General features: G+C 61.4%; 14 protein-coding genes. 3 read left to right on the top strand and 11 right to left on the bottom strand.

Going from position 1 to position 17,411, the window contains the following annotated elements; translation table 11 throughout:
• The coding region (locus J0I64_RS14025) for an EAL domain-containing protein (RefSeq protein ID WP_291409271.1) at positions 1-2,055 on the bottom strand (2,055 nt) is incomplete at its 3' end.
• Positions 2,056-2,211: 156 nt separating this feature from the next.
• Between J0I64_RS14025 and J0I64_RS14020 the strand changes: the two genes are divergently transcribed.
• The gene (locus J0I64_RS14020) at positions 2,212-2,922 is read left to right on the top strand and encodes a Crp/Fnr family transcriptional regulator (protein ID WP_291409269.1); all 711 of its coding nucleotides are present in this window, start codon (positions 2,212-2,214) and stop codon (positions 2,920-2,922) included.
• 110 nt (positions 2,923-3,032) lie between these two features.
• Positions 3,033-4,106, top strand: a complete 1,074-nt coding sequence (locus J0I64_RS14015) for a D-alanine--D-alanine ligase family protein (RefSeq protein WP_291409267.1) — start codon at positions 3,033-3,035, stop codon at positions 4,104-4,106.
• A 9-nt stretch (positions 4,107-4,115) separates the two neighbouring features.
• Here J0I64_RS14015 and J0I64_RS14010 read toward each other — a convergent pair whose 3' ends face one another.
• The 8 genes from J0I64_RS14010 to J0I64_RS13975 form a co-directional block, all read right to left on the bottom strand.
• Positions 4,116-4,868, bottom strand: a complete 753-nt coding sequence (locus J0I64_RS14010) for a F0F1 ATP synthase subunit A (protein WP_291409265.1) — start codon at positions 4,866-4,868, stop codon at positions 4,116-4,118.
• 21 nt (positions 4,869-4,889) lie between these two features.
• Entirely contained in the window at positions 4,890-5,060 is a 171-nt protein-coding gene (locus tag J0I64_RS14005; RefSeq protein WP_291409263.1) for a hypothetical protein, read from the bottom strand.
• Positions 5,061-5,133: 73 nt separating this feature from the next.
• Positions 5,134-6,279, bottom strand: coding sequence for a calcium:proton antiporter (locus J0I64_RS14000; RefSeq protein ID WP_291409261.1), 1,146 nt, complete (start codon positions 6,277-6,279; stop codon positions 5,134-5,136).
• Positions 6,280-6,460: 181 nt separating this feature from the next.
• Positions 6,461-7,273, bottom strand: coding sequence for a carbohydrate ABC transporter permease (locus tag J0I64_RS13995; protein WP_291409273.1), 813 nt, complete (start codon positions 7,271-7,273; stop codon positions 6,461-6,463).
• Between the two features lie 68 nt (positions 7,274-7,341).
• Entirely contained in the window at positions 7,342-8,223 is an 882-nt protein-coding gene (locus J0I64_RS13990) for a carbohydrate ABC transporter permease (RefSeq protein WP_291409259.1), read from the bottom strand.
• Between the two features lie 164 nt (positions 8,224-8,387).
• Positions 8,388-9,662 carry an extracellular solute-binding protein gene (locus J0I64_RS13985; RefSeq protein ID WP_291409257.1) on the bottom strand — a complete coding sequence of 425 codons (1,275 nt, stop codon included), beginning with the start codon at positions 9,660-9,662 and terminating at the stop codon, positions 8,388-8,390.
• An 87-nt stretch (positions 9,663-9,749) separates the two neighbouring features.
• The gene (gene ugpC / locus J0I64_RS13980) at positions 9,750-10,832 is read right to left on the bottom strand and encodes a sn-glycerol-3-phosphate ABC transporter ATP-binding protein UgpC (protein WP_291409255.1); all 1,083 of its coding nucleotides are present in this window, start codon (positions 10,830-10,832) and stop codon (positions 9,750-9,752) included.
• 241 nt (positions 10,833-11,073) lie between these two features.
• A complete protein-coding gene (locus J0I64_RS13975; RefSeq protein WP_291409253.1) occupies positions 11,074-13,857 on the bottom strand; it encodes a glycoside hydrolase family 2 TIM barrel-domain containing protein in 2,784 nt (927 codons plus the stop codon).
• Between the two features lie 214 nt (positions 13,858-14,071).
• Between J0I64_RS13975 and J0I64_RS13970 the strand changes: the two genes are divergently transcribed.
• A complete protein-coding gene (locus J0I64_RS13970; RefSeq protein ID WP_291409251.1) occupies positions 14,072-15,097 on the top strand; it encodes a LacI family DNA-binding transcriptional regulator in 1,026 nt (341 codons plus the stop codon).
• Between the two features lie 129 nt (positions 15,098-15,226).
• Here J0I64_RS13970 and J0I64_RS13965 read toward each other — a convergent pair whose 3' ends face one another.
• Both J0I64_RS13965 and J0I64_RS13960 read right to left on the bottom strand, forming a co-directional pair.
• Complete coding sequence (locus tag J0I64_RS13965) at positions 15,227-16,237, bottom strand: LacI family DNA-binding transcriptional regulator (RefSeq protein WP_291409249.1); 1,011 nt, start codon at positions 16,235-16,237, stop codon at positions 15,227-15,229.
• Between the two features lie 155 nt (positions 16,238-16,392).
• Positions 16,393-17,411: Gfo/Idh/MocA family oxidoreductase (locus tag J0I64_RS13960; protein WP_366933745.1), on the bottom strand; the 1,019-nt coding region annotated here is incomplete at its 5' end.

Below are 17,411 nucleotides of genomic sequence, written 5' to 3'. Positions count from 1 at the left end.
CTGGGCAAAATCGCAACCGAGCGAGCGCATCAGCGCAAACTGCTGTTCGGTCTCAATGCCCTCCGCCACGACGGTCATGCCGAGGTCGTGGGCCAGATCGGTCAGCATCCGCACGACCGATAGACTGGCACCATCGGCTACTGCGCCCCGCACGAACTGCTGGTCGATCTTGAGCCGATGCACCGGCAGCTTGGTCAGGTGCGAAAGCGAGGCATAACCTGTGCCAAAGTCATCGAGCGCAATGCGCAGCCCTTCGTCCGCGCAGGCGTGCAAGGCCTCGCAGATGCGAGCGCCATCCGTATCGATCACGACGCGCTCGGTAACCTCGAGTTCGAACTGCTCCCGCGCCATGCCGAACCGGTCGATCAACCGGCAGAGCTGTGCCAAAAATCCAGTTTCTAGCAACTCTGGCCCGGCCACATTGATGGCAATAGTACCGGGCGCGATGCCGGACTGACGCATGGCATGGGCCGCTGCGAGCGCCTGCGCTGCGATGATCAGCGTCAGCTTGGTGCCAAGCGATGCCCGGGCCGCTGCGGCAATCACATCGGGCGGCGCAACCATCTGGCCCTGCCGCTTCCAGCGCAAAAGCGCCTCGAAACCGGCGTGATCGCCGCTGCGCATATGCACCTGCGGCTGCAGGGCGACCGTTACCTTGTCCTCGTCGATCGCCTTGATCAGATCTCGCTCAAGGGCGGCAGCAAGCTCGGCCCGACGGCTCATGAGAGGCGTGTAGCGCGCGGCGCTGGAGCGTCCCGCTTCCTTTGCAGCATAAAGCGCCAGGTCTGCCCGCCTGAGCCATTCGGCCGCCGGCGTGCCGTTGCCTTCCACGGTCACGAAACCGATGCTGCCTGCTGGGCGAATGGTCGTGCCTCGCAGTTGGATAGGCTGACGCAGATGCGCCAGCAGCGCCCGCGCCCGTTCTTCGCCCCGGTCGGCGGCGCCGTCATGGCGACAGACGATGGCGAACTCATCCCCACCGAGCCGCGCCAGCACATCGCTGCGCCCGACGGCCTGTTGCAGCCGTTGCGCCGTGACAGTGAGGAGATGGTCGCCCGCCTCATGCCCAAGCGTATCGTTGATCTCCTTGAACCGGTCGAGATCGATCAGATAGAGGCCGTGGCCGCGCTCCTGCCCCCGACGCCCGATACGGACAAGACGGTCAAGAAAAACGCGGCGATTATAAAGGCCTGTCAGCGGATCGCGCTCTGCCTCCCGGCGCGCCTTGCGCTCCATCGACTTGATCTCGGTGACGTCGGTTTCAACCGAGATCGAATAGCCGCGCGGCGAACGCCGATGTTCAACCTGCATCCAGCGCCCATCGGAGAGCCGTTGCAGCAGTTTTTCATTATCGATGGTGCGCTGCATCATGGCGGCAACGGCCAGGGACTGGTCACCGGGCGGCGCCCGCAACACACCGGATGAATATTTGAGCTGCAGAACATCGGCCATGGACATGCCGGGCCGCGGCGCCCCGCGATAAAGCTGATCGAAGCGCTGATTGAAGAGAACGAGGGCCTCCGCCGAGTCATAGGCGGCAACCGAACCGGGCAGAGAATCGAGAATCTCGCGCAGCAGCTCTTCGGCCCGCTCGCGCCGCTCGTTTTCGGCGATCAGCGCGCTCTGGGCAAGTTTGCGATTGGTAATGTCATATCGAATGGAGACATAGCCAGTCCGCCGCCCATCGCGCGACCGCTTCGGCACAATGGTGGTATCGACCCAATAGAGGCTACCATCCTGGGCACGATTGCAGATTTCTGCGTGCCATGCGGCCCCGGAGCCGATCGTGCGCCACATGTCCTTGAAGAAGTCGGACGGATGGTGACCCGAATTCAGCAGCCGGTGATCGGCCCCAATCAGCTCCTCCCGGCTGTATTGGCTAATCTCGCAAAACTTGTCGTTGACCGTCTCAATACGACCCGCTTTGTCGGTCGTCGCAACAATCGCAGTGCGGTTCAGCGCTTCCAGATAACAGTCGAGTTCCGCGCCCACGTCGAGCGGAACCAACTTTCTTGCGGATATTTCCGCGGTAAACGGCAGACGTGTAGGCTCCACTTGACCGCTCTCCCCAGTGGTCTATTTAGAAATGAAGTATGACTACAGCTGACCACACCAATGACAACAATGTACATTGATACGGACAGTATCGGACCGATCTATATCCGGTAGCGTACACATATATTGCTAAATGAGAAGTAAAGGCCGCAGATCATGGAGCAGCCATTCAGGAATCGCATTTTCTCGTCGCTGCGCCCCGCCGCGCAGGAGTTCATGCGTCAACACGCCTTGACCCGGGAGACCCACAGCGGAGAGGTCATCTATGAGGAGGGCGCGCACTTCACCCATGCGGTTTTCCCCCATTCGGGGATCATCTCGCTGATTGCCGCGGATTCGGATGGGCAACAGGTAGAAAAGGCAGCCATTGGCCACGAAGGCTTTCTCGGCTACGAGCTGATCCTGGGCGGTGCGGCCGGCAACAGCGCCATGAGCCGCTCGGTCGTCCAGATTCCGGGCTACGCGTCCTGGGTGTCGCTGCGTGACATCGATGAGGCGCTTGGCGAGTTCATCTGCGTACGCGAAACCATGCTGCGCTACGCGCGCTCGCTGATTACCCAGACGCTTGAATCGGTGGCCTGCAATTCGCTGCACAGCGCCGACCAGCGCGTTGCACGCTGGCTGCTCAATGCCGACGACAACAGTGTGGGCCAGACGTTCGAGCTGACCCAGCAGGCACTCGCGGACGTGCTCGGCGTGCGCCGTGCAACCGTCAGCACAGCCTGCGCGGGCCTCCAGGCCCTCGGCGCCATCGAATATTCGCGCGGCACCATCCACGTAAAAGACCGCGCCATTCTCGAACAACACAGCTGCAACTGCTACTTCAAGATCAAGAACGCCGCCCTGCCACCCGATCGGAGCTACTAGCGCCACCACCCGGCTTGATTGATCTTCGGTCGTGCCCGATACACCATGCATACGAAGTGCCCATCAGTGACACTCCAGGATTCGACGTTGCACGAAGGGCATAGGACGACATGGGCGAAAACAAGCGGGCACGCATCGGCATTGCCTTCGGAGGCCGCTCGGACGAGCACGATGTCTCAATCATGTCGGCCACCAATGCCGTTGGCGCCCTCGACCCGCAGAAATACGACGCCGTCCCGATCTTCATCACCCGCGATGGCCGCTGGCTGCTGAGCCAGTTCAGCAACGGCGAACTGTCCCTCCCCACAGATGGCCCGCTGCTGAGCCTGATCCCCGGCGGCAAAGGCCGGCTCATCGCCCTCGACCCCGCCGGCACCATCGAAGAACTCGCTCCGCTCGACGCCCTCTTCCCCGTGCTGCATGGCCTTTTCGGCGAAGACGGCTCCATCCAGGGCGCCGCCGAAGTCGCGCGCGTTCCCCTCGTCGGCTGCGGCATTCTCGGCTCCGCCGTGGCGCTCGACAAACGCATCGCCAAACAGCTGCTCCTCGGCGCCGGCCTCCCCGCCGCCCGCTCCGAAACCATCACGCCTCGCCATGTGCCGAACTTCGAAACCCTCGCCGAAAAACTCGGCCTGCCGCTCTTCATCAAGCCGGCTCGCCAGGGCTCTTCAGTGGGCGTCAGCAAGGTCACGAGCGCAGCCGACTATCAGGCCGCCGTCACCACCGGCTTCAAGCATGACAGCCTGCTCCTCGCCGAAGAATTCATCGAAGGCCGCGAGATCGAATGCAGCGTCCTCGAAGGCGCTGATGGCAGCATTTTTGTCTCCCGCCCCGGCGAAATCGTCCCGGCCGAAAGCCACGGCTTTTATAGCTACGAGGCCAAATATATCGACGCTGACGGCGCCATCATCAAAGTACCTGCCGAGCTGCCGGAAGCGACCGAGCGCGACATGCGCCGGATGGCGGAAACCGCCTTCCGGGCGCTGGGCTGCGACAGCATGGCGAGGGTCGATTTCTTCGTCACCGCCGACTTCCGCCTCCTCGTCAACGAGGTCAACACCATCCCCGGCTTTACCGACATCAGCATGTACGCAAAAGCCATGGCGGCCAGCGGCGTGCCCTATGCCGAGGTGATCGACCGGCTCATCGCCCATGGCCTTGCAAGAGCGGCCACGGGCGCGTGAACGCGCGCCCTAGTGCGAGGGGTGAATGGCGTCGTTGAGATACATGCAGGTGAGCATGGTGAACACATAGGCCTGGATCGCTGACATCAGCAGCTCCAGCGCCGTGATCCCCACTGCCATCGTCATGGGAGCCAGTGCGGCCACCACGCCCAGCGGCCCCAACCCGCTCAGATCGACCACAAAACCGCTGAACACTTTTAGCGTCACGTGCCCCGCCAGCATCACGGCGAAAAGACGCACCGAATGGCTGATCGGGCGAGAGAAGTAGGAAATGACTTCGATCGGCACGATCACGGGCGCGAGATAGCCGGGCATGCCCTGCGGCAGGAACAGGCGGAAAAACCGGAAACCGTGCCGGAAGAGGCCATAAAGCGTCACCGTCGCAAAAACCAGCAGCGCCAGCGCCGCCGTCACGATGATCTGCGCCGTCACCGTAAAGGCATAGGGCACCATGCCGATCATGTTGGCCACGAGGATGAAGCTGAACAGCGAGAACACCAGCGGGAAGAACCGCATCCCCTCCCGCCCGGTGCTCGAAACGATCATGGTCTCGATATTGCGATAGGCCAATTCGGCCACCAGCTGCATCCGCCCCGGAACCAGGCTTGCCTTGCGCCCGGCAAAGATCATGAAACCCGCGGCCACCGCCATGGTCAGCATCATATAGGCCGATGCATTCGTGAAGCTGAAATCCATGTCCGCAATGGGCGGCAACGGAAAGATCGGCTCGACGACGAACTGGTGGATGGGATCACTGGCCATGGTTCTTCCTTGTGGCGTTGGTTATTTGCGCAGCCGCAATGCCACGAGGCCCACGGCAAGGCCGAAGGCTGAGGGCAAGAGGCTGACGAAGTGGGAATTGCCGGACGCAGCGCCGGCGCTGACCAGAAGATCGGCCGCAACATAGCCGACAAGGCATCCGATCAGGACGATGACATTGATAGGATCATTCATGGGACTACCTCAGGAGGGGTCGTCCCCAAAGCGGTCCCTTGCAGGCAGGTCGTCCCGCCGGCAGGCCAGTTGCTCAGGTCAGGAAGAGCAGCAGTCCAAAATCCGCGAAAAGCGCCAGGTGCAACATGCCCGCCAGCGCCGAGGTGCGCTGCCCCACAAAGGTCAGCGCGGTGAGGCCAATGGTCAGCAGCAGCAGCACGGTATCGGTTGGGCTGACGCCCATGACCACGGTCTTGCCGGTCAGAAGACCCACGGTCAGCACCGCCGGAATGGTCAGGCCCACCGTGGAAACAAAAGCCCCGAGGCAGAGATTGACCGAGCGCTGCAATTGATTGTCGAGCGCCGCCCGCACCGCCGCCATCGATTCCGGCGTGAAGACGATGATGGCGATGATCACCCCGCCAAGCGCAATCGGCGCCCCGGCCGTCTCGATGCCGAAGTCGACCACCAGCGCCAGATCATGCGCCAACAGCACAATGGGCAACATCATCGCCACCAGCAGCACCGAGCGGACGACGACGCCCTTCATGTCGAGCGCCGCCTTCGGCTCCCCGGCGTCACCGGCTTCCGAACCATGGGGCACGACGAGGCTCCCCGCCGCCGGTTGCACGAAGAAGCGCTTGTAGCCGCGCGTCTGCATCAGGAGGAAAGCGCCGTAGAGCACGATGGTCAGCACCGCCAACGCCACCGCCTGCACCGGCCAGAATGTGCCGTCGCCCGTGCTCAGCGTATTGGGCAGGATCAACCCGATCCCGGCCAGAACCAGCGTCATGGCCACATAGGCCATGGCCCCCTGGAAATTGTATTCCTGCTCGCCATACCGCAACCCGCCCAGAACCAGGCAAATGCCCATGACGAGGTTGAGAATGATCATCATCACCGCAAAGATCGAATCTCGCCCGATCGTCGGGTTCTCGCCCGGCCCGAGCAGCACTGCGGCGATCAAGATGACTTCGATCAGCACAATGGAAAGCGTCAGGATCAGCGTGCCATAGGGCTCGCCCAGCCGGTGCGCCAGCCAATCTGCCTCATGCACGACCCCGAAAGCCGCGAGCAGAATGGTGGCAAAGATCACCACAAAGCTTACGACCGCCACCGAGGGCTCAATGGGCTCGTGCAGCCAGGTCGGCCCGCCGACAAGGAAGGTCACGACAACAAGCCAGGCGATGCCCAGCTTGAGCAGCGTCGCGTTTGGCAAATGATCTCGAAGATTGAACACAGTTCTCACCTTGGCGGGGTCGTCCCCTATCTGGTCAGAACGGCAGCGCCGGGGTCGTCCCCGGCCGCGCAAGGGCGTTTCGGCCCTTCTGGCTACCTAGCCCATCGCCTCCCTTGTGTCCAGACTACCCTTTCGGCCCCAGCCTGAGTGGGGCCGAAAAAGTCGCTGGATCGTGGCAAGGCTAGCCCTTCACGCCAGCCGAGAGCATGATCGCCTGCGTCACCCGGCGCTGGAAGATCAGATAGACCACGGCAACCGGCAGGCCCGCCACCACGGCCGAGGCCATCAGCTTACCGTAAACGATGCCATAGGCGTCCTTCACCTGGGTAATGCCCACCGGCACGGTCATCGTCGCCTCGCCCGTCGCTGCAAGGAAAGGCCAGAGGAACGAATTCCACGCGCCGATAAAGGTGATGATGGCAAGCGAGGCAGTTACACCCCAGTTCATCGGCAGATAAATCCGGAACAGAATTTTGAGATGCCCCGCAGAATCCATCTGCGCCGCCTCACGAAACTCCTTTGGCACCGAGTCAAAGAACTGCTTGTAGACGATGATCACCACCGGAACGATCAACTGCGGCAGGATGATACCGGCCCATGTATTGAGCAGCTTGAACTGCGCCATGAGCACAAAGTGGTTCACGATCAGCGCCTGCATCGGCACCATGAAGCAAGCCAGAATGAGCACATAGATGACCCGCCGGCCGGGGAAATCGAGCTGGCTCAGCGCATAGGCGCAGCCGGCCGAGGAGACGATCACCAAGGCGGTGATGATCAGCGAGGTCACCATCGAGTTGATGTACCAGATGCCGATATTGGTGTTGTTCCAGATATGGATATAGCTGTCGAAAACGACGCGATTGGGGATCAGCGAATTGCTGCCCGAGATCACCTCACCATCGGGCTTTATCGACGTGATCACGGCCCAATAGATCGGGAAGAACGAGCCGAGCGCCACCAGAATGGTGATGACGGTGAGTACCAGCCCGATCATGTCGATGGGACCATCGCCCCGGCTGCGTGCGGCGACCATGGCGTCGCGATTGGGAATGGCTTCGGCGCTCATTTCTCACCTCGTGCGCGCAGCAGCTGGTATTGCAGTACCGACAGGATGATGATCATCCCGAACAGCAGCATGGCAGCGGTCGCGGCCTCGCCGCCCTTGTTCTGCTGAAAGGCCAGCTTGTAGACATATTGAACCAGCGTGATCGTCGCGTCCTGCCGCCCCCCGATTGAGAACAGGTAGACCTGGTCGAAGATTTTGAGTTGCGCGATCAACTGGATGGTCAGCACCAGCGCCGTCACCGGCCAGATCAGTGGCCAGGTAATCCGCTGGAACTGCCGCCACCGCCCGGCGCTATCGAGCGAAGCCGCCTCATAGATTTCCGGCGAGATGTTCCTCAAGCCGGCGATGAACAGCAGAATATTAAAACCCATGGTCCACCAGATGGTGACGAAAGCAACCGTGGGCATGAAGAGCGGAATGGTGCGGGTCAGCGAGATCGGCTTGCCGCCGTTGAACAGCGCCACAAAGCCCTGCACGAGCCCATATTGCACGTCGATGATCCAGTTCCAGGTCAGGAACACCACCGAGACCGGCAGGATATAGGGCAGGAAGAAGCAGGCGAGCACAAAGCCCTGCACCGGCCCCTTCAAACGGTTCACCGCGAGAGCGATCACCAGCGAGATCAGCGTATTGGGAATGACCGTCAGCAGCACGAAATAAGCGGTGTTCCAGAAAGCCTGGTGAAACAGCTTGTGGCTGAGGATTTTCACATAATTGTCCCAGCCGACCCAGTCGCCCGTCCCGATCAACGGCGCCTTGGTGAAGCTGAGCATGGCCATCTGGATCGTCGGCCAGACAAAGAGCGCGCCATAAATGAGCACGAACGGGCCCACCAGCATCAGCGCAACCAGATATTCCTGCCTTTTGTCCCTGAGCATTTTCTGGGCCTCCCCGCCTGCGACAATCACCGAAACACTTCCAGTCACCGCGTCATTCCCGCGAAAGCGGGAATCCCTGTTTCGGTGCAGCGAGATTCCCGCTTTCGCGGGAATGACGCGGTGGAAAGAGGATGCGGACCCATGCCCGCATCCCCCAAGCTCAATCAGAGCTGGCCGTTCAGATCGTCGCGCATCTGCGCGGCGGCATCGGCCGGCTCGATTTCACCAGTCGTGGCGGGATTGATGAAGTTGCTCCACGCGTCGCCGAGCGGAGCAGCCGGACCAGCAAGGATGGTGCGTGGATCGAACACGGCCGTATCGGCAAACCCTGCATAGTCAGACTGCGGCTTCAGCGCCTGGAATTCAGCGCTTTCACGCACGGCATTGAAGGCCGGGATATGGCCTGCGCCTGCCCAGTCGAGCGAGTGCTGGTCCATCCAGGCGATGACCTTCATGACCGCAGCACGCTTGTCCGCATCGACTTCCTTGCCCGAATTGGCCGGAATGACGAAAGCGTGCGAGTCAGACCATGCGGCCTTGTTTTCGAACAGCGTCGGCAATTCCACCGCGCCCCACTCGAACAGTTCACCCTTGGCATGGAGGTCGACCATGGTCGGCACTTCCCAATTGCCCATGATGAAGAAGGGCGACTGGCCCGAGGTAAAGAGCGCGAGCGCAGCCGGGCTTTCGACCTGAACCGGCGTATAGCCGCTATCCACCCAGCCCTTCACCACGTCGATGGCGTTGGTCAGCTTGGTCAGATCTTCGTCCGTCGGGAAAAACCCGCCGGCGGCTTCGTCGAACATCGTGCCGCCTTGCTGCCCAAACAGGGAATAGATCGTGCGGTAACGATCGCCCGTCGGGGTCGAAATACCGTACTTCCCGTCCTTGGTGAAGTCAGCCAGGATCTTGTTGAAGTTCTCGAGCCCATTGAGGCCCTTGGGCAGCCCATCGTCACCGATCAGACCGGCTTCGGCGAGCATATCCTTGTTGTAGTAGAGGATGAGACCATGCTGGTCGAACGGCACGGCATAACGGGTGCCATCGACCTTGCCCGCGTCAGACGCAGCCTGGGTGAAATCGGCATCGGAAATGCCTGCGCCCGCCATGTCCTCGTCGGTGACTTCAGAAAGCGTGCCGCTGTTGACGGCCAGCGGAATGCGGCTCAGGTGATAGGTCGCAATATCGGGACCTTCGCCAATGGCCGAGGAGGTCTGCAGCTTGGTGTAGAAGGGCGTACCCCATTCCAGCGTCGTGCCCTGGATCTGGATTTCGCCTTCATGCTCCTTGTTAAAACCGTCGATCAGCGCCTTCATGCGCACGCCGTCGCCGCCTGCCAGAAAATCCCACCAGACCACAGTCTGCTGCGCCGCAGCGGCATGCGTCAGCGCCATCAGCGCCGTCGACACCAGAGCCAATCGCTTCAAAGACAGTCTCATAACATCTTCCTCCCAAAACATGCCCAATGCATGTGTTCATCCGGCTGGAGCGGCGCTTTGTTGTTTTCCGCCCAGCAGAAATTCTCCTCAGTCGGCGTGATAGGCGACGCCCTGTGCATCGAAGAGATGCACCGCCGAGCCATCGATCTTGAGCTTTACCGGCGCGCCGGCCTCGAGCGTCGACTTGCCGATATCGTCGCCAACGATGACCGTGCCATCGCTAAGCTTTGTATGGATCAGTGTCCGGTCCCCCAGCCGCTCGACGAGCGCAATGGTCCCTGAAATCTCGCCATCGGCCGCGACAACAAGCGATTCCGGCCGCACCCCAAAGGTCAGCCCCTGCCCCACGGTCGGCGCCACGGACGTCGCGATCGTCGTCGGAATGGTCGAACCACCCGCCGTCACCACGACCCGCCCACCAGCATCGGCCAGCGCCGTCACCGGCAGAAAATTCATCGAGGGCGAACCCACAAAGGCCGCCACGAACCGGCTCGCCGGCTTGGAGTAAACCTCCATGGGCGTGCCTATCTGCTCCACCTTGCGGTTGTTCATGACGACAATCCGGCTCGCCAGCGTCATGGCCTCGGTCTGATCGTGCGTCACAAAAATCATCGTCGTGCCGATGCGCTGGTGCAGTTGCGCCAGCTCCACGCGCGTCCTCACGCGCAAGCCCGCATCGAGATTGCTTAGCGGCTCATCGAGCAGGAACGCATCGGGCTCCCTCACAATGGCGCGGCCAATGGCAACACGCTGTCGCTGCCCGCCCGAAAGCTGCGCCGGCCGCCGATCGAGCAATTGCCCGATTTCGAGCACCCGCGCCGCCTCATCGACGCGCCGCGCGATCTCCGCCTTGTCGGTGCCGACGTTCTCGAGCCCAAAGCTCATGTTCTGGCGCACCGTCATATGCGGATAGAGCGCATAATTCTGGAACACCATGGCGACGCCGCGCTGATTGGGCGGCAACTGGTCCACCCGGCGATCGCCGATATGGATCTCGCCCGCATTGACCGCCTCGAGCCCGGCAATCATCCGCAGCAGCGTCGATTTTCCGCAGCCCGAGGGCCCGAGGAAAACGATGAACTCGCCCGAACGAATATGCATGCTGACGCTGTCCAGCACCTGCACGGAGCCATAGGACTTGCTGACATCCCGAAGGACGATATCGGCCATCTCTTTCCTCCTCTTGGGACCAGCGCAGCTTTGCTGTCTTCTGGTCTGCATTCTCTCCACGTCCACCGAACTTCCCCTCGCCCCTTGAGGGAGAGGGACAGACTTTTCGCGTTCAGCGAAAAGTCAGGGTGAGGGGTATCTCTCCTCCGCAGAGGAGCGAGTTATTGGCCCTGAATACCCCTCATCCGCCCCTCCGGGGCACCTTCTCCCTCAAGGGGAGAAGGGGGCATCGTGGCTCACCTCAGCGCATACTTCCCTTATCCACCGGCAGCTCAGCCGCCGTCGTCACGAGCCCATCGAACAGCGCCGCCGCCACCGGGTCAGCTCCTGCCTTTTCCCGCAGCAGCCGGAACGTCGTCGCGACAACCCCACCACGGCCAACCCGCTTCTCGCCAATGATCGCCGCCGGCTTATGCACCCAGCCGCAGACCATCCCAGCGATAACGTTGTTGCCAAATTCCCAGGGCCTGAAGCCCGTAAGCAGGTGATGCGGCACCACGTCCGAGAACGAGAGATCAAAGATCGGCCCACCCGGAATGTCGGCAAACGCACCCTCACGACGCACCCACGAGAACCCGGCAATCCAGTCACCGCGCCAGATCGTCCCGTCACGCTCGACAAGGCTGATCCCCGGCAAATGCTGGTCCAAGCTCGGCCGGAACTTCTTGCCATCGGCCACAATGGAACGGTGCGGCAATTCCCCGAGCGGCATGTCGGTACGGAGGTTCTTGTTCGTCTCCACCGTGCCATCGGCCAGGATGAGGTAGCGTGCGCCCGCCTTGATGGCTTCGACATCGTCGCCATCCACGGCATGCACCAGCACCACGTCGGCCTCGGCAGCCGGTACCACACGGTAGCCGAGGCCGCTGGCATAGCTTGCGAGGGAGGAATCGGCGGCGGCGATGGAGGGGCGCCCGGCCGTGTCGCGCTTTGCATAAAGCGCGATCTCGCAAGTATTGCGCGAGAGAACCGAACCATTGGCCTCAAGCACAAATTCTATGGACAGCATACGATTGCCGCCGCCCGCAGGCAGGGCAAAACTAATCTTGCCGAGATCAGCAGTCGAAACCTTGCCCGTTGCCGGCACGGAAACCAAACCCGAAACTTCCCCGCTCCAGCGCAGCACGGCGCCAGCCGGAATAGTCTCGCCACCGGTACCGATCTTCAGTTCGATATCGAGCGTTTCACCCAGATATGCCGAGTACCGCGCCGGCCGCGGCACGATCACCACGTCGGTATTGATCGTCCCGAACACGTCGTGGAACACGCGCGGATTGCGCTCGATATCGAGGAGACCATTGGCCTCCCAATGCACGTCCGTCAGCTCGGTGATCACATAGCCCATGATCGAGGAATAGCGGCGCATCTCCTCGATCTCGTAGCGCAGGTTCATGAACTGGTACCACTGCACATTCTCGATGAAGGCATCGAACGAGCCGAAGGTTTTCGCCAGATCGAGCGCGCCAAAGCGATCCTCGATGCCATGCGGCAGCGCCACGCCATCGCCCCAGAGCGAGCCGGTCTCGAACCAATCCGGCTCCGAGCCATCTTCCCGGCGCAGCATTTTGGGATCAGGCAGACCCCAGACACCGAACTCCGAAACGATCAGCGGCTCATCACCCTTGCGCTCGGCATCGCCAAGGCTCGAGAATGTCCAATCAGCACCGGCCGCAAACTGCGCGGTGATGTCGTCCCATTCCTGCCGGCGTTCCGGCACCGAACGGTAATAGTGATAGTCGTTGAGGTCGGTCTTGACGTGGAAGTTGGGGAAGCAGGCGGAATTGTCGACCACGAGACGGGTCGTGTCCTCAGCCTTCAGCCAGTCATAAGTGTCCTTCACCCACTGCCGATGCTCGGCATTTTCGAGCATGCGGGTGCCCCAGTCCTCATTGATGATCGTCCAGCAGATGATCGAGGGGTGATTGCGGTCACGCTTCAAAATGCCCGTCATCGTGTCGCGCATCCGCTGCGCCGACTTCGAGGTGAAATTCGCCACGTTCGGGATTTCGGTCCAGACGAGCAGGCCAAAACGGTCGGCCACGTCATAATAGCGCGGGTCCGGCACCTTGATGTGGCAGCGCAGCGTATTGAGGCCGAGTTCCTTGGCCTTCTTCGCCTGGTCTTCCAGAAACTCAAGCGAAGGCGGCGTATAGATGCCGTCAGGATAGTAGTCCTGATCGAGCGCACCGCGCATGAAGATCGGCTCGCCATTGAGCAGGATCTTGCCGTCGCGCGTTTCGACCGAGCGGAAGCCAAAGCGCTCCTCGACGACGTCGACATCGTCGCCGAGAGACACGGTCAGTGTATAGAGATTGGGCTGGTCGATGCCCCAGAGCTTTGGCGCCGTCACCGCCAGCTCGACCGCAACCGAAGCCGCTGCAGTCACCGAGCTTTCGGCCACCACATTGCCACCGGCATCGCGCACGGCGAGCTTCACCGGCAGGCCAGCGGCCGCAGCGGAGAAATCAAGCTCAGCCTTCACAAGACCATCGGTACCGGCGGTGATCACCACCGCCTCAAGCCGGCGTGCATCGCGCGCCAGCAGCGAGACCGACTGCCAGAGGCCACCAATCCGGCCATACCAGGAAATCTTGCCATGCGGCACTTCGCCAAACGGGAAGTCGGGGAAAGCGCGATGATCGGCCGACGGCATGGTCACGCGCACTTCGACCTCATTGGTCGGGCGCAGCAGCTTGCTATCGAGCACGAATTCAAACGGCAGGAAGGCGCCTTCGTGGCTACCGAGCTTCTGGCCGTTGAGGAACACGTCGCAATAGTAGCTCACCGCACCAAAGTGCAGCACCAGCTCCTGCCGATCCCAGCCGGCCGGAACCGAAAAGCTGCGCTTGTAGACGGCATGGCCAAAGGTATCGACGAGGTCGGAGAATTCGGCCTGCCAGGGCTGGGGCACATGCGCTTCGCGCCACGCACCATCCTCGTGCTTGAACTGCCAGACACCGTCCAGCGACAGGCTCTTGCGCGGCGCGTCGACTGCCTCCGTGGCGACTGCACGACCAAGATTCATAATCTCCACCCTTAAGCGTATTAGTTATATTATTATCACCATATGGCCGAAACGACCCGCTTGGCAAGAGGGTGAAAAAACGACAGCTGGAGCGAGGGAAAAGCGCGGCGCGGAAGGGGCAACCAATTCGCGGAAAAGCTGCTCTCGATGCTAACAGTCTGCTAGCAATTGCCTTACAAGGAGGGGAATCTATCCCCGCACCCTGGGAGAGCCGGTGGACAAGCGCGCGACCATGCACGAAGTGGCCGAACTGGCCGGGGTCTCCCAGGCCACGGTCTCGCTGGTACTCAATGGCGTCCCGAATGCTCGAGTGTCAAAAGCCACCCGCCGCCGCGTGCAGGAAGCCGCCGAGCAACTGGGCTACCGCCGCGGCAAAGCCCACCCCGTCCCCGCCGGCCGCCAGCGCGTCATCGGCCTTTTCATCGACGAAGTATCCACAACGCCTTTCGCCGCCCAATTCATCGAAGGCGCGCGCGACGAAGCCGCCCTGCAGGACGTTACCGTCGCCACCTTCTGCACTGGCAACAGCCCGGCGCTGGAGCAAGCAGGCCTGGACATGCTCGTCGCCCAAAACGCCATCGGCGCCATCTACGCGACGCTTATGACGCGCGAAGTCATTGTTCCAAATGCCTTTTCCGCTCTGCCGCTGATCCTGCTCAACTGCCACGAAAAACGTCTGAAACACCCAGCCGTCGTGCCTGGCGACATCGTTGGCGGCTATATGGCGACCGAAGCACTCATCAAGGTCGGCCACACCCGCATTGCCCACCTCGCCGGCGAGCACCACATAGCCGAAGCCGCCGTCGACCGCGAAAACGGTTTCAGGCAAGCCATGGAAAAATCCGGCATACCGGTCGACGAAAGCCTCGTCACCCTCGGCGGCTATTCGATCCGCGCCGGCCGCGAACGCGCCTTGGCCCTGCTCTCCCGCCCCGATCGCCCCAGCGCCATCTTCTGCTTCAACGATCGCATGGCCATCGGCTGCTACGAAGCCGCCCGCATCCTGGGCCTCAACATCCCAGAAGATCTCTCGATCGTCGGCTTTGACAACGAAGACCTTTCCGCCAGCATGGACCCACCGCTTTCCACCATGGTCCTCCCCCACGACGAAATGGCCCGATGGGCCGTCGGCCAGCTTCTTGACGGTTTCGACGACCTCGACGCCGACGAGCGCATGCAAAAACTCAAGATCGAGTGCGAGTTCGTCGAGCGAAATTCGATAGCGTCACCAAAGGCCTAGCTAAAACACCCAAAACCACCCCACCCTCGATGTTTCCCCGGCGAAGGCCGGGGCCCATCTTGAGATCTCAGGATGGATCCCGGCTCAAGGCCGGGATGACAGCCGGGGATTGACCACCGACAAGGCCTCCTACCCCCGCGGCTTATCCACCGAGGCCCGCTCCACCAGCGGGCATTCAAGCTTGGTCAGCGGATAGCGGCTATCCACCTCGCCATCAGCCAATTGCTCGGCAATCCACTGCCCCATGGCCCGATGCGGCAGCACCGACGTCGTCAACTGCGGATGCAAATGCCGCGCAATTTCTTCGTCATCGTACCCGACCACCGACATATCCCGCGGGATCTCATACCCCGCCTCCTTCAGCGCCTCATAACACCCGATCGCCATACGGTCGTTCTGGCAAAAGATCGCCGTCGGCACCTCAGGCAGGTCCAGGATTTTCCGCGTCGCCTCATAGCCGGCGCTTGCCGACCAGTTGCCGTTGAAAACCAGATCCGCGTCGAACGGAATATCCGCCGTCGCCAGCGCCCGCCGATACCCCTTCAGCCGATCCTGCGCCGCCTCCATCCAGATTTCGCCCGTAATGGTCGCAATCCGCCGATGCCCGCGCGTGATCAGATGGTGCGTCGCCCGCTGCCCACCAGCAATTTCGCTCGGCACCACAGCTGGATAGGGCAGCCCCGTCGTATAGCAATTGAGCAAAAGCACCGGCACATCGAGGTTCCGCAGCGCCAGCGGAAGCTCCACCTCGCGGGTAAAAATGGTCATATAGACCAGCGCCGAAACCCCTTGCTCGACAAAGGTCTCGATCAGCTCGGCCTCGATTTCAGGATCATTCCGGCTCTGCGACACGAAGACCAGATCCCCCGCCCCCTGCGCTGCGTGGCTCAACCCCTCAATCGCCTGCACCGCCTCCGGGCTCGTCGCCAGCTGATCGACGATAAACCCGATCCGCCCAGCCCTCCTCGCCCTTTTGGCCTCGACCGCCACCTTCACCTGCGGCAGCCCATAACCCAGCCGCCGCGCCACCTCGAGCACCCGCTGCCGTGTCTCGCTCGATAATCTTATCCCCGGGGCATCATTTATGACGAATGATACGGTCGCCTGGGAGCAGCCGGCCTCCCGCGCGATATCTGTCATCGTTACCCGGCGCGAATTCGACCCGTTCTCTTTTCCGGAACGGGCAGACTTCGCCAATGTGCGGGTTGAAGGAGACATGATACTCGGAGGCTGTATGCCAAAAAAGCTAATACACAATCAGCTAATATTAGCAAGCCACCGAGTGTCAGGAGTTATTAGCGGAAGTGCCGCCCGACTTCGGCAAAAAGCTTGAGGTCTTCCATGGAGTCTTCAAGGCTGGTCTTTGCCGGCAAACCATTGGCAACGCTGTCGAAAAACGCGCCAAGCTCTATGCGGAACGGATCTTCGTAGATCGGCCCGATCACCTCCGTCCCAGTATCCGTGTCGGTCGAGCTAGTAATCTCCAGTCGCGTCGGCAGGTTGCGGATGTAGGGCGTATCGTAGTTCATCTTGAAATGCTGAGTCTGGGTCAGCACTTCAATGCCGGCATCGAAACGCGAAACGTCGTCGATCACCGCCTCATAGAGCGCAGTGAAATGTCCATAGTCGAAAAGCGCGATGACGGTTTCGCCATTGTGCTGGGTAGCGTGACGCACGCCTTTGGGGGCGCCAAGCAGATCGCGCATCGCCGAAAAGCTGTGTGAACTCAAGCCTGTAAGCACCTGGTAGGCGCGCAACGCATCTGGCGGACAATCCTCGCCCATGACGGATCGCAACATGGCTTGCGTCCGTGCCCTGCCCTCTGCAATCAGCTCAGCCGGCACATCCTTGGGCTTGAACACGTTCCGCGTCTGCGCCACGAAAAACGGCGCTTCGCGAATGATGTCCCGCACACGAACATGCCGAATTTTCTCAAGCGATGGCAAGCGCTTCTTGAGTTCCGTGAAGGCACGGGAGAACCGCCGCATATAGCCCACGAACACCACCTGCCCCGGCCGCTTCGGCAATGAGAGCAAGGGTTCAAGCTGAGCCGCAGTCAGGCAAGCTGGTTTCTCGATGAAGACATGCTTCCCCGAGCGGATCGCCTTCTCAAGCAGCTCGGCGTGAAGATGGTCCGGCGTGAGGATAAAAACGACGTCCAGCTCCGGATCGGCGATCAGCGCCTCGGCGCTGCCGTGTCGTGTCGGCACGCCGTAGCGGGTGGCGACATAGTCGACGAGGCTCGGGGACACATCGGTTATAGCCTTGAGAGCAAAGCGATTATCATCCGCAAGGAGCGGAAGGTGCATCAGCT

Origin of the sequence: Devosia sp., from assembly GCF_017307565.1 — a bacterium.
Lineage (GTDB): Bacteria > Pseudomonadota > Alphaproteobacteria > Rhizobiales > Devosiaceae > Devosia.
This window is presented reverse-complemented; position numbering and strand designations above follow the sequence as displayed.

Bases quoted from the DNA above. Each gene is read 5' to 3' on its own strand.
- J0I64_RS14020 (WP_291409269.1), top strand. From the start codon at position 2,212: ATGGAGCAGCCATTCAGGAATCGCATTTTCTCGTCGCTGCGCCCCGCC.
- J0I64_RS14015 (WP_291409267.1), top strand. From the start codon at position 3,033: ATGGGCGAAAACAAGCGGGCACGCATCGGCATTGCCTTCGGAGGCCGC.
- J0I64_RS14010 (WP_291409265.1), bottom strand. From the start codon at position 4,868: ATGGCCAGTGATCCCATCCACCAGTTCGTCGTCGAGCCGATCTTTCCG.
- J0I64_RS14005 (WP_291409263.1), bottom strand. From the start codon at position 5,060: ATGAATGATCCTATCAATGTCATCGTCCTGATCGGATGCCTTGTCGGC.
- J0I64_RS13995 (WP_291409273.1), bottom strand. From the start codon at position 7,273: ATGATCGGGCTGGTACTCACCGTCATCACCATTCTGGTGGCGCTCGGC.
- J0I64_RS13990 (WP_291409259.1), bottom strand. From the start codon at position 8,223: ATGCTCAGGGACAAAAGGCAGGAATATCTGGTTGCGCTGATGCTGGTG.
- J0I64_RS13985 (WP_291409257.1), bottom strand. From the start codon at position 9,662: ATGAGACTGTCTTTGAAGCGATTGGCTCTGGTGTCGACGGCGCTGATG.
- ugpC (WP_291409255.1), bottom strand. From the start codon at position 10,832: ATGGCCGATATCGTCCTTCGGGATGTCAGCAAGTCCTATGGCTCCGTG.
- J0I64_RS13975 (WP_291409253.1), bottom strand. From the start codon at position 13,857: ATGAATCTTGGTCGTGCAGTCGCCACGGAGGCAGTCGACGCGCCGCGC.
- J0I64_RS13965 (WP_291409249.1), bottom strand. From the start codon at position 16,237: ATGACAGATATCGCGCGGGAGGCCGGCTGCTCCCAGGCGACCGTATCA.